This window comes from Caloramator sp. mosi_1 (genome assembly GCF_028622835.1).
Taxonomy (GTDB): Bacteria; Bacillota; Clostridia; order Clostridiales; family Caloramatoraceae; genus Thermobrachium.
The window spans coordinates 2,048,287-2,062,296 of sequence record NZ_CP117677.1 but is presented as its reverse complement, the minus strand read 5'-3'; the positions used below and the strand labels follow the sequence as shown (position 1 = coordinate 2,062,296).

General features: G+C 30.6%; 7 protein-coding genes and 6 pseudogenes. All 13 read right to left on the bottom strand.

All coding sequences use genetic code 11. The features are described 5' to 3' along the window. Nucleotides 1-46 precede the first annotated feature (46 nt). Nucleotides 47-761, bottom strand: a pseudogene (locus PL321_RS14575) (phosphatase). 56 nt (nucleotides 762-817) lie between these two features. After that, nucleotides 818-2,663, bottom strand: a pseudogene (uvrC, locus tag PL321_RS14570) (excinuclease ABC subunit UvrC). A gap of 87 nt (nucleotides 2,664-2,750) precedes the next feature. Then, entirely contained in the window at nucleotides 2,751-3,287 is a 537-nt protein-coding gene (locus PL321_RS14565) for a metal-dependent hydrolase (RefSeq protein WP_273962505.1), read from the bottom strand. Nucleotides 3,288-3,359: 72 nt separating this feature from the next. Then, a pseudogene (locus tag PL321_RS14560) lies at nucleotides 3,360-4,172 on the bottom strand (penicillin-binding transpeptidase domain-containing protein); the annotation flags it as partial. 5 nt (nucleotides 4,173-4,177) lie between these two features. Continuing rightward, entirely contained in the window at nucleotides 4,178-4,336 is a 159-nt protein-coding gene (locus PL321_RS21625) for a penicillin-binding transpeptidase domain-containing protein (RefSeq protein WP_443110796.1), read from the bottom strand. Between the two features lie 444 nt (nucleotides 4,337-4,780). Further along, nucleotides 4,781-5,974: pseudogene (locus PL321_RS21620) on the bottom strand (FtsW/RodA/SpoVE family cell cycle protein). A 29-nt stretch (nucleotides 5,975-6,003) separates the two neighbouring features. Then, complete coding sequence (locus PL321_RS14540; RefSeq protein ID WP_273962502.1) at nucleotides 6,004-6,423, bottom strand: FHA domain-containing protein; 420 nt, start codon at nucleotides 6,421-6,423, stop codon at nucleotides 6,004-6,006. Nucleotides 6,424-6,552: 129 nt separating this feature from the next. Next, on the bottom strand, nucleotides 6,553-6,723 hold the full coding sequence (locus tag PL321_RS14535) for a hypothetical protein (RefSeq protein ID WP_273962501.1): 171 nt from the start codon (nucleotides 6,721-6,723) through the stop codon (nucleotides 6,553-6,555). After that, entirely contained in the window at nucleotides 6,720-7,340 is a 621-nt protein-coding gene (locus PL321_RS14530) for a GGDEF domain-containing protein (RefSeq protein ID WP_273962500.1), read from the bottom strand. The genes PL321_RS14535 and PL321_RS14530 overlap by 4 nt, the downstream gene beginning before the upstream one ends. 23 nt (nucleotides 7,341-7,363) lie before the next feature. Further along, nucleotides 7,364-8,563: a tetratricopeptide repeat protein gene (locus PL321_RS14525; RefSeq protein WP_273962499.1), complete on the bottom strand. Its 1,200-nt coding sequence runs from the start codon at nucleotides 8,561-8,563 to the stop codon at nucleotides 7,364-7,366. Between the two features lie 222 nt (nucleotides 8,564-8,785). Continuing rightward, the gene (locus tag PL321_RS14520) at nucleotides 8,786-8,968 is read right to left on the bottom strand and encodes a hypothetical protein (protein ID WP_273962498.1); all 183 of its coding nucleotides are present in this window, start codon (nucleotides 8,966-8,968) and stop codon (nucleotides 8,786-8,788) included. Between the two features lie 54 nt (nucleotides 8,969-9,022). Further along, nucleotides 9,023-11,918, bottom strand: a pseudogene (uvrA, locus tag PL321_RS14515) (excinuclease ABC subunit UvrA). 67 nt (nucleotides 11,919-11,985) lie between these two features. Beyond that, nucleotides 11,986-13,931, bottom strand: a pseudogene (gene uvrB, locus PL321_RS14510) (excinuclease ABC subunit UvrB). Nucleotides 13,932-14,010 lie beyond the last annotated feature (79 nt).

Sequence of the window (14,010 nt, the reverse complement as noted above, 5' to 3'; positions counted from 1 at the left end):
GAAATTATACAGATGCCATAACCATCTTCATAGAGCTTAGAATTAATTATCTATTTCTCCTTAATTTAAGAAATCTCTTTAGTCTATCAACATCAGTACTTATTATGTTTTCTTCAGTTACACCGCACTCTTTTAGCATATTCAATGCTTCTTTGAACTCGCCTATGTGATAGCATATATGTGCGTCGCTACCTAAAGTTAAAAGGTTTCCCATTTCAACAGCCATTCTTGCTATCTCACTGCAATTTTGATAGCTGCCTGGTCTTGATAAACCTAAAGAACTATTGTTTATCTCTATCAAAACATTATAATCCTTTGCCGCCTTTAAAACTTCCCTTTTATCAATCTCAAAGGCTGGATTACCTGGGTGTGCAATAATATCAACCAATCCACTCTTTATTGCACCAATAATTGCTCTTGTATTATCCTTTTTACTTCCTGGTGTTATACATACATCGTGTAAACTGGCAACTACTATATCAAGCCTTGCTAACCTTTCTTCGTCTAAATCCAATCTGCCGTCGTAATCTATAATGTTAGCTTCAACACCTTTTAAAACCTCAACACCATTTATTTCATCAGGAAGTGCCTTTAGATTTCCAAAATAAAAATGTGTGGTCCTCCTGGCATAGCTGGTCCGTGGTCTGTTAAGGCAATTAGTTTCAGCCCCTTTTATTTGCTTCTTGACAGTTTTCAAGAAGAGTACTGTAGGCGTGCCCACTGGCTATAGTATGTGTATGGGTATCAACAAGTATCTTCATCTATATCACTCCCAACAATTGATTTCACTAACATTATACAATATTGTTACATATTATTAAAGATTATTATTTTTAAAATAATTATAAACTGACAATGCAGCTTTTTCATTCATTCCTTCTACTTCTAAAAGTTCATCAATGCTGGCTTTTTTAATTTCATCGATGTTGTTAAAATGTTTTAATAATGCTCTTTTTCTCTTTTTTCCCACCTCAGGTATTTCATCTAATATAGAAGTTAAAGTATTTTTAGTTTTTAATCCTCTGTGATAGCTTATTGCAAATCTGTGAACTTCCTCCTGAACTGATGAGATAAATCTATATAAATAAGAGTGCTTATCTATAACTATTTCTTTACCCTCATAAAAAGAGCTCTTGTTTTATGTTTGTCATCCTTAACCATTCCACATATAGGTATTAATAATCCTACTTCATCTACTGCCCTTTTACAGCTTTTACCTGAAGTTCTCCTCCATCAACCAATATTAAGTCAGGTAAAATCGAAAACTTTCCATCTTCAAGTACTCTCTCTTCATCTAAAGATTTTTATTTCTTCTAATCCTCTATTAAATCTTCTTTGAACTATTTCAGCCATACTACTAAAATCATCTGCACCTATAACAGTTTTAATTTTAAATCTTCTATACTGTTTTTTATTTGGTTTACCATTTTCAAATACAACCATTCCACCAACACTATCTGTTCCTTGAATATTTGAGATGTCATAGGCTTCAATTCTTTTAGGAAGTATATCTAAGTTAAGTATTCTTTTTAATTCATAAAGAACAAATTCTGTCTTTAGCTTTTCCTCTTGAATTTTATTTCTTATATTCTTTAAGGTCTCATAGGCATTCTTTTGGCAAGCTCAATTAATTCACTCTTTTCTCCTCTTTTAGGAACCTTTAAAGTTACTTTGCTACCTCTTTTGCTTGTTAAATATGATTCAATTATATTTATTTCTGGTATTTCATCTGATAATAGTATTTCCTTTGGTATAAATTCTCTCTCTTCATAAAACTGAACTAAAAATTGAGATACCGTATCTTCACTTAAATCTTCAAAATAGAAATTTTCTCTTCCAAGCAACTTACCATTGCGTATGAAAAACACTTCAAAGGACATCCCTTCATCATCTTTAGCATAGGCAACAACATCCTCATCCTCAAGATAACTTGATATAACTCTTTGTTTTTCTTGTATTTTCCTTATAGAGTTTATTTGATCTCTATACTCTGCTGCCTTTTCAAAATTCAATTTACTTGATTCAATATACATCTTTTCTTCTAAAATTTTAATTAATTCATCATATTTACCTTGAAGCAACTTTATAACTTCATCTACTATCTGCCTATACTCTTTTATATCAACCTTTCCTGTACAGGGTGCTAAGCATCTGCTAATATGATAATTTAAACAAGGTCTATCAACCTCTACGCCATACTTTAAAGTTTTCCTACAAGTTCTCAATTTAAACAACTTTCGTATAAGATTTATAGTCTCCCTTACTGCTGAAACATCAGTATAGGGTCCAAAATACTTAGCACCGTCTTTTTCGTATCTTCTTGTTATAAAAACCCTTGGGTATTCCTCATTAATAGTAACCTTTATATAGGGATACTGCTTATCATCCTTAAGCAAAATATTGTATCTGGGTTTATATTTTTTAATTAGATTACACTCCAAAATTAACGCCTCTAACTCTGAATTGGTTATAATATACTCAAAGTCCGATATGTTTGATATCATAACTCTAACCTTAGGAGGATGATTGCTCCCTTTAAAATACTGCCTAACTCTATTTTTAAGATTTACCGCCTTACCAACATAAATAATCTCTCCAAGCTCATTTTTCATCAAGTATACACCTGGTTGTTCAGGCAAATTTTTTAATCTTTCTTCAAACATTAAATCAGCTCCTACTTATAATTAGTTAAGATAAAGGGCAATCTCCAAGCAACATAAATCAAAAAGTTAGTATAATAGCAGATTCAATTAAATTACCAAGCCAAGAACCCACTTTAAAGGTAAAAGGCATTTTAAACTTTTTTTCTTAAAAGGATACATTATAGGAATTCCCTTATTTGTAAACATATCAGCTACTAAATGCATTATATATCCTATTGAAAAAGGAAGAATGCACTCTCGAAAACCATACTGCAAAGATGCATACCCAAATAATGAAACAAAACATATAAAACCAAATAGGCTGTGGGTTAATCCATTTCTATGTGTTGATAAACCTATTAAAATACTAAAAAATGACAAAAGTTTAAAATAGGTATAATCGAAATAAAACGTATTTATAAGATAAATAACAACACCTAAAGTAATATAGAAGGTTGTTTTTGTTAGTTTATTTTTAAAGGGAAGTATATACTGATTTATAAAACTTTTTGGATGATCTATATCAGGCAAAAGTGAAGCTAACGCACACGCAACTAAAGCCCCTGTTGTCAAAGATAGTTTAAAGTATTCTGATAGTATTATAGTAAACATAACTCCAATACCTAAGTGCGTTTTGCCAGTCATTTGTTTGCTCCTTTTGTTTACATAATCTCAATATTAGTATATTACAAAAGAAGCATCCGAACAAGTGTTTTGTTACCTGTTTAAAAAGTTTAATATAGCCTCCTTTGCTATATCCAAAGCTCTTCCTGAACCAGCACCACCATTTTCAACTACAACTGCAATTACAATTTGAGGATTATCGGCAGGTGCAAAGGCAACAAACCAAGAATGAGGTTCCTTTCCAGATACATTTTCAGCCGTACCTGTTTTAGCTGCTATTTTTATATTGTGTCTTGCCCTTTTTGCTGTTCCCTCTTTTACTGTTAATATCATATAATCCTTTATTTTTTCTGCAGTTTTTACATCTATAGATTCTGATAATTTTTCTGGTTTTGTTTTATATTTTAAGTTACCTCTATAATTAACAATTGAATCTAAAATATACGGTTGCATTATTGTACCTTTATTTGCAATTGCACAGGTCATAAGTGCCATTGTCATCGGATTTACTTTAACCTCGTGTTGACCTATTGCACTTATACCTATTGAAAAATCATCCCTCTCTTTAAATTCATATACAGCTGGTTTTATTTTTATCTTTGCATAATCATCCTTTATATATATTTCTTTATTAAATAAAAACTTTTCTGCTTGATTTTTTAACACATCATATCCAAGTTTTAAACCCAACTTAGCAAATGTGTTGTTGCAGGATACTTTAAAGGCATTTTTGATATTTACTTTTCCGTGTTTTTCTTCTTTAAAGTCCTTTATGTTCTTTTCTCCAAGTTTCAAAATACCATCGCAGTTATTTTTATAATCATCTATATCATCTATATTCTCAAGTGCAGCAGCTGCTGTTACTATCTTAAAAACAGAACCAGGAGGGTAATATTCTTGTATTGCCCTGTTTAAAAAGGTTTACCCACTTTATCGTTAGAATATTCCTCAAAATTTTCATCAATTTTATTAGGATTAACTGACGGCTTTGAAACCATCGCTAATATTTCACCAGTTTTTGGATTAATACAAACTGCTGCTCCTTTATCATTACCGAAACTGTTGTAGATACTGTTTTGTAATTTTGAATCGATTGTTAAAACAACACTATCACCTTTTTTCTTTAGACCTAAAACAGACTGTCTAAGGCTACCAAATACATCGACTATATCACCTAAAAATTGCTCTCTACCAAGCAGTATATTGTTGTAAAAGCCTCAGCTCCGGTTTTGCCATATTTATTGCTCATATATCCTGTAATATTTCCAAAGGAACTACCATAGGGATATTTCCTTATGCCTTTTTATCGGATTGTGCTAAAACCTCACCATATCTATCTAATATCATACCTCGTATTGTATTTTTTCTTCTTCTACTGCTCTTGGATTAGAACTATCATATTTTATTTTATCTGCAGTATATAAATTAAAATATATTAAGTATGTTATTATTGACAAAAACAGATTACAAAAATACAATAACCTTTTTTATATTTTCTTCTCTATCCTTCATTTTTATCTCCCTTCAGATATTTTATATAAAACTCCTAAAGAAATAAAATTTAAAAGCATTGAACTTCCACCATAGCTTACAAAAGGTAATGTAATACCTGTCATTGGTATCATCTTAGTTACTCCACCAATCACTACAAAAACTTGAAAGGCCAACAAACTTGAAATACCTACAGCTACAAGTTGAGAAAAATAGTCCTTGGAATAAATTGCTGTTCTAAGACCTCTATATACAAGTAGAAAATATAGAATTATAATGGCAGATGCACCTATTAAACCTAATTCCTCTGCAATTGCTGAAAAAATAAAATCATTAATTGCAAGAGGAATTAAATATGGATAACCAAGACCAAGTCCCCTACCAAATAATCCTCCTGATGCTATTGCAAATAGAGACTGACAAATTTGATATCCCTTATCCAGCTTATATTTCCAAGGATTTAGCCATATTTCAACTCTAATCCTAACGTGATTAAATAAAAAGTAACTTATAACACCACCTAAGCCAAAACCTAAAAGCCCTAACCCTACATACCCCAGTTTAGAAGTTGATATGTACAACATCACAATATATATCCCAAAGAAAATCAATGCAGCTCCTAAATCCTTCTCTAAAACTAAAAAACCTATTGCAAACAGCATAAATACTACTGTTTCTATTAAATCTTTTTATCCATCTGTTTAGATAGTGCAGAGGCTAAATATAAAATTATAAAAAATTTTGCTATCTCAGAAGGTTGAAAGCTAAAGGAACCTATTACTATCCAGTTTTTGAACCTTTGATTTCCTTTCCAATAAATAGAGTTGATATGAGAAGTGAAAGTGCAGTAAAAACATATATATATTTATATCTTGATATTCTAATCATTTTAGGTGTAATAAAAAGAATTAACATAAAAACCGTAATTCCAATTGTAAACCAAGTCATCTGTTTTAAGGCAAAACGTGGTATCTCAAAGTTTTTGTGTTTGTATCAAGTCTGTAAATCATTACAATTCCTATTTGACAAAGCAAAACAGAAATTAAAAACAAAAATTTATCTCCTTTTGGATAAAATTTTCGTATTATAAAATTTGAATATGCAATTAACATTATAGATGACAAACAAAACACAAAAGGAATTAAATCTATTTTTTCTGTAATAAAGCATAGATTTAAAAATAAAAAGAAAGTTACTAAATAAACACCATTAAGCACTTTTTTTCAAGTTCCATCCTTCAACACCTCTATATTACCTTAAATGTAACTCTACCAATCTCTATCAAATCGCCCTCTGATATTTTTGTAAGCCTAACTATCCTTTTCCCATTTACATAGGTACCATTTGTACTATCTAAATCCTTTATATAAATGTCATCCTCTAATAAAATTTTTGCGTGATAGTTTGACACATAAACATCTTCAATTACAATTGAATTATCATCTTTTCTACCAATTGTAATGCTATCCCTTATTGGATATACACTCCCTCTGGAAATATTTATATTATCTGGTGCATCGAGTACCTCAAGGGCTAAATCCATATCCTCCTTTATCTGGCCCTTCCTTTTTAAATCTATATACATTAATCTAATAATTCTAAAAATGATTATGTATATTATTGCTATTATTATAAATTTTAATGCTGTTGAAACATACTTTACCATATCAACACCCCAAAATCATTTTTTAAATATTATACCATATATTATCTTTTTAAAACAAAACAAATGTTTATTGAATAAAAATTAAAAAAGTAAACAAAAGATAATAAAACCTTTTGTTTACTTTTAAAACTATGAAACCTTATTCTTATTTTTATACATTTTAATATCTGTATTTTTAAATAAATTTGCCTCTCCTTGACCGTGATACATTTCTATACCATAGGAAAAATCCAAAACTACTTTTACATCATCAATAAAAAGCGGATTGCTTTTTAAAGTTAACTTAATCTTATAAATCAATGCTTCGATTTTTTATAATCATCTTCAAAAAGTAATATAAATTCATCTCCTCCATAGCGTATTATTTCAGCTGTATTTTGCATTTCACTTTTTAATATTTTAGCAAAATGTTTTATAGCATTATCCCCCGCCTCGTGCCCAAATCTATCATTTATCTGTTTAAATTTATTTAAATCAAGAATTGCCATACCAAAGTCAATATTATTTTTATTATATTTTTCTATTAATTGCTTAATCCTTTTATTGTAATATGCTGCGTTTTTTAAACCTGTCATATAATCAGTCTCTACGCTAAGTTTTATTGTTTCAAGTTGGCATATATTCTTATATTTTAAAAACATATTATTAACTAAGAGATTAAATGTATTTATCTGCTCTGAATTAAAATACCAATCACTTTTCGAATCATTACACAAAATAAAATAGAAAAGCCCATCATCATCCATAATCTTAGAAACAATACAGGACTTAAAACAATCATTATCCAAATTTATAATTCCACTATCCTGTTTAAATTTATTGATTAAATTTGCAATAAAGCTCTTTTTATTTTGCTTTAAATCATTATCACAATAAACAATAGATATATCCTCTGTGTTGTAAGAAAAAACAAGCAAATATTTAGAGAGAAAAAATTTGCTTAGCACATCAGAAGCTGTTTTAAATAAGTCTTCTGCATTTTGACAAGCAGAAATACTAAAGGACATTTCTTCAAAAATTTCATAATCTCTACTTTTTTAGTTTCAAGCAATATCTGTTTTCTCTGTAAAGATAATAACTTAAAAAAGTTAAACGGATATAATGAAACATCAAACTCTTTAACTCTGTAATTTTCTGTTATACACTTTTTAATTGATTGAAGGTGTCTTGATAAACAGTATTTTTCAGCTATATTTTCAGCTATTTTTAGTTTAGTTTCATCCTTTAATATATAATTATAATAAACCAAGAACTCTATTAATATAATCTGAACATATAAGTTATCATTACCCTTTTCAATTAACAATTCAATTGTCTTATTAAATACATCTAATCCAACTTGATTTTTATGGTAATTTAAAAGTGATTCTAAAAGTAACTTTTTACTTCTTTTTATATAATGTTCATTTTCATCAGTATACCTATATGCCAATTTTAAATATTGCTCTGCTTTATTCAAATCGTTCCTATAGATTAGATAGTCAATACCTAAATCAGTATAAACCTTACTTAAATTATGTACTTCATTAACCCTGTTAATATAATTTATATTCTCAAGTATCTCTTTACTTAACTCCTGCATATATATTGAAGCATCTACATCTCCCAAAAACTTACAAGTTAAAGCTATATTATCAAAGGTCTTTACCGATTCATCCAATAGCTTTGTTACATTGTTAAGATTAGTTAGATTATTAATAGCTCTTTTAAAACTTTCAAGGGAAGACTTAAAATCACCTTTTAAAAACTCAACATAACCTAAAGTATTTAGTAATTTGATATATTCCATCCTATCTTCTATGTTTTCAATACAAGAAATTGCTTTTTCAAAATAATATGATGCCCTTTCAAAATGTCCCTTTGTAACATAAATAATACCGGCATTTTTATATGTTGAAAAAACAACATCAGGAATATTTATTTCATCTGCTATAACCAAGGCTTTATTTATATATTTGATTGCCTCTTCTATTCTTTCAATATTATGGTAGTGATAAGAAACTGCATTTAATATAGCAATTTCTGCGAGCTTGTCCACTCCCTTAACAAGTTTTAACGCCTTTAAAAAATACGCCTCCGAACCACTTATAAAAATATCCTTTGTTTTTGAAGAAAATTTGCCGTTAATGAGTAAATACACATTTTTTCATAGTTTGTACATTCATACTTTTTAATATAATTAAGGGCATATTTTAAATATTGCTCTGACATTTCATAGTTGTTTGTATCAAAATAATAGAAGGACAAAAACGCATTTACATAAAACAAATGCTTACCCTCAAAATTTTCAATGTTTTTTCTATCTCATCAAAATAATTGTAAGATGATTCCCTGTTTTCTAAATATAACATCATCTGTTTAATTAAATACTCAACATCATAAATAGAAGTTTTTTATAGGAATTACTATCCTCTCGTAAGCCTTTATATTTTACATTTAAAGCATCTTTGTTTTGTTTCATTATGTGAAATTTAATATCAATATTAGGAGATATAAAAAATATAGGTTCTTTAGATAAAACATAAATTTCATTTAAAATACTCATAACACTTCCCCAAACAGCTTCCTTAACTTAATTATAATAAATTTTTTAATTTTTTTAAATATATAATTTTACAAAATATGAAATCAAATCTAATGATTCCCTTAAATATTTTAACAAAATTAAAGAGGAAGAGCACTTCCTCTTATAAATACTTTTTAAATACATACCAGTATAGGATTTTTAACTTTAACTATCTCCTCAGGTGTACCCTCTGCAATAATTGTACCACCTAAGTCGCCTCCCTCTGGGCCTAAATCTATTATATAATCAGCACATTTAATTACATCTAAATTATGCTCAATTACAACAACCGTATTACCTGCATCAGTCAACCTTTGTATTATTTCAATAAGTCTCCTTACATCTTCAATATGAAGCCCTGTGGTTGGCTCATCTAAAATATATAATGTTCTGCCTGTGCTTCTTTTTGAAAGCTCATAGGCAAGCTTAATTCTTTGTGCCTCTCCACCTGAAAGCTGTGTTGACGGTTGACCAAGTTTAATATAGGATAATCCTACATCATAAAGCGTTTGAAGTTTATTCTTAATTCTTGGTATATTTTCAAAAACTCAAGAGCTTCTTCAACTGTCATATCTAAAACTTCTGCTATATTTTTACCCTTATATTTTACTTCCAACGTTTCACTATTATATCTTTTACCCTTACAAACTTCACAAGGTATATAAACATCAGATAAAAACTGCATTTCTATCTTTATTATACCATCACCTGAGCAGGCCTCACATCGTCCACCCTTTACATTAAAACTAAACCTACCAGGCTTATACCCCCTCATTTTTGCTTCAGGAGTTTGTGCAAAAACTTCCCTTATATAATCAAATACTCCTGTATAGGTTGCTGGATTTGAACGCGGAGTTCTTCCTATAGGTGATTGATCTATATCTATTATTTTATCTATCTGTTCAAGCCCTAATATATCCTTGTGTTTTCCTGGTGTATCTTTAATATTTGAAATTCTCTTTGCCGCACCTTTATAAAGAATTTCATTTACAAGTGTACTTTTACCTGAACCTGACACACCTGTAACACAGGTAAATACACCTAAAGGAAACTTAACGTTAATATTTTTAAGGTTATTTTCTGCTGCACCTAAAACTTCAATATATCCCCTTGATTGTCTTCTTTGCTCTGGAACTTGAATCTTTTTTCTTCCTGATAGATATTGACCTGTTATAGAATCTTCATCTGCTGCTATCTCATCAGGTGTACCCTGTGCTACAATTCTTCCACCGTGAGTTCCTGCCCCAGGTCCAATATCAATTATATGGTCTGCAGCTCTTATTGTATCTTCATCGTGCTCTACAACTATTAACGTATTACCTAAATCCCTTAAATGCTTTAATGTGGCAAGAAGTCTATCGTTATCTCTTTGATGTAGTCCAATACTTGGTTCATCAAGTATATATAAAACTCCAACAAGACTTGAACCTATCTGGGTTGCAAGTCTTATTCTTTGAGACTCACCACCTGACAACGTAGAGGCTGACCTTGATAAAGTTAAATAATCCAACCCAACATTTATTAGAAAGGATAATCTGGATTTTATCTCCTTTAAGATTTGATGGGCTATCTTTTCTTCCTTCTCTGTAAGATTTAAATTTTCTATAAACTCAAGTTCCTTCTTTATTGATAGGTCACAAAATTTATCTATAGAAAGCCCACCTATTGTTACAGACAAGCTCTCCTCCTTAAGTCTTGCCCCTTTACATTTTGGACAAGTTTTAAACTCCATATAACCCTCTATTTCATTTCTAATGTATTCTGAATTAGTTTCTTTATATCTTCTTTGAAGGTTTGGAATCACACCCTCAAAACTATACATCATTTCTCCTTTACCATACTCCCTCTCAAAACTAACCTTAAACTTCTCACCATTGTTTCCATATAAAAGAATATTTAAAATATCCTTTGGTAAATTTCTAAGAGGTTCATCTAAGCTAAAATCATATTGTTTAGATAGTCCTTCTAATATTGAATACGTCCAAGTATCTTCCCTTAGCTCTCCCCAAGGTTTAATTGCTCCTTCGTTTATTGAAAGATCCATATCCCTAATAACAAGATTTGGACTTATCTCCATAAGTGAGCCTAACCCATCACATACATCACACTTACCAAAGGGACTATTAAAGGAGAACATTCTTGGTGCTATCTCTCCTAAACTGATATTACAATCAGGACAGGCAAAGTTTTCACTAAAGAGCATCTCTTCCCTATCAATAACATCTATGATTACCAATCCCTCTGAAAGTTTAAGGGCAGTTTCAATTGAATCCGCAAGCCTTGATTTTATTCCTTCCTTTATCACTATTCTATCAACAACTACTTCTATATTGTGCTTTTTATTTTTTCAAGCTTAATTTCATCGTTTATGTCATAAACTGTTCCATCTACTCTTACTCTAACAAAACCATCCTTCTTTATCTTTTCAAAAGCTTTGTGTGTTCACCCTTTCTTCCTCTAACAACAGGAGATAAAACCTGTATTTTGGTTCTATCTTCAAGCTTTAAAACCCTCTCTACTATTTGGTCTAAGCTCATTTTTGTTATTTCTCTGCCACATTTTGGGCAGTGAGGTATACCTATCCTTGCATATAAAAGCCTTAAATAGTCGTATATTTCTGTAACAGTTCCAACAGTTGAACGAGGGTTTTTGCTGGTTGTCTTTTGATCTATTGATATAGCAGGCGATAATCCCTCAATATAATCAACATCTGGCTTATTCATCTGACCTAAAAATTGCCTTGCATAGGCAGATAAAGACTCAACATATCTTCTTTGCCCCTCTGCATAAATAGTGTCAAAAGCAAGGGAGGACTTACCAGAACCTGAAAGACCAGTTAACACAACAAATTTATTTCTTGGTATTTCAACATCTATGTTTTTAGGTTATGTTCTCTTGCACCCTTTATAATAATTTTATCTACTGCCATTTTTTCACCTCTTGTTAAATCTATAAATAATATATTTTTACTAAAGATTGTAATTTTTTATTATATATTATACCATACCCTTAAGTTTATAAATCTTATCTCTAAGCTCAGCTGCTCTTTCAAACTCAAGGTTCTTAGCTGCCTCCAGCATCATTTCTTCTAATGTTCTAATTAGTAGATCCTTATCCTCTGCTTTGTATATCTCCTTATCCTCTGCTGCCTTTGTTGCCTCAATTATTTCGTGAACAGGCTTAACAACAGTTTTTGGTACTATTCCATATTTATTATTATACTCCATTTGTATCTTTCTTCTTCTATTTGTTTCGTCTATTGCTCTTTTCATAGAATCTGTCATTTTATCTGCATACATTATAACCTTACTCTCTGCATTCCTTGCTGCTCTACCTATTGTTTGTATAAGTGATGTTTCAGATCTTAAAAGCCTTCTTTATCTGCATCAAGTATTGCAACAAGGGCAACCTCTGGAATATCAAGACCTTCTCTTAAAAGGTTTATGCCTACTAAAACATCAAATTCGCCTTTTCTTAAGTCTCTAATAATTCGCATTCTCTCAAGAGTATCGATATCCGAATGTAAATATCTTACCTTTATACCTACATCCTTTAGATATTCAGTTAAATCCTCTGCCATTTTTTTAGTTAAAGTAGTGACTAAAATTCTAAATCCCCTTGAAATTGTAGATTTAATTTCTCCTATTAGGTCATCTATTTGTCCTTTTATTGGTTTTACAACAATTTCAGGATCTAATAGGCCAGTAGGTCTTATAATCTGTTCCACAACTTGTGTTGAATTTTCTATCTCATACTGGGATGGTGTTGCACTTACAAATAAAACTTGATTTATTTTCTTCTCAAATTCCTCAAACTTAAGTGGTCTGTTATCATAGGCACAAGGAAGTCTAAAACCATACTCAACAAGATTATCCTTTCTTGATTTATCACCAGCATACATAGCTCTAAGTTGAGGAAGTGTAACGTGGGATTCATCTATAAAAATTAAATAATCGTCTGGAAAGTAGTCAAGTAATATATAGGGTGGTTCTCCTTTTTGTCTTCCATCAAAGTGCCTTGAATAGTTTTCTATTCCATTACAATAACCAACTTCTCTAAGCATTTCTATATCATAATTAGTTCTTTGCTTTAATCTTTGTGCCTCAAGCAACCTTCCCTGTTTAATTAGCTCATTATATCTTTCATCTAACTCCTTTTCTATACCCTCTATTGCCCTTTCTATCTTTTCTCTTGATGCTGCATAGTGGGATGCAGGAAATATAGAAATGTGTTTTCTCTCTCTAATATTTCTCCTGTTAGTACATCAATTTCAGTTATTCTATCAATCTCATCTCCAAAAACTCAACCCTTATTGCCCTCTCTGATTGGGAAGCTGGAAATATTTCAAGTACATCTCCCTAACCCTAAATGTACCTCTTACAAAGTTTATATCATTTCTTTGATACTGTATATCAACAAGTCTTCGTATTATTTCATCTCTGTCCCTTTCCATACCAACCCTTAAAGATACAACAAGGTCTCTATACTCATTTGGGTCACCTAAACCATATATACAAGAAACACTTGCAACTATTATTACATCCCTTCTTTCAAATAGGGCTGCAGTAGCCGAGTGTCTTAATTTATCTATTTCATCATTTATTGATGCATCCTTTTCTATATAAGTATCTGTATGGGGTACATAGGCCTCAGGTTGATAGTAATCGTAGTAACTTACAAAGTATTCAACTGCGTTATCAGGGAAAAACTCCTTAAACTCACTGCAGAGCTGAGCTGCAAGCGTTTTATTATGAGCTATAACAAGGGTAGGTTTTTGAACCCTTTCTATAATATTTGCCATTGTAAAGGTTTTCCCTGAACCCGTTACACCAAGTAAAGTTTGACATCTATCTCCTCTTTTTATGCCCTCAACAAGCTTATCTATCGCTTGTGGTTGGTCTCCAGTTGGTTTAAAATTTGATACTATTTTAAATTCTCCCATCTGCTTCACCTCTGAACATATGTTCGCTATAATAATTATATATCTTTATATTTAAAATGTCTATTATTAATCAAAAACC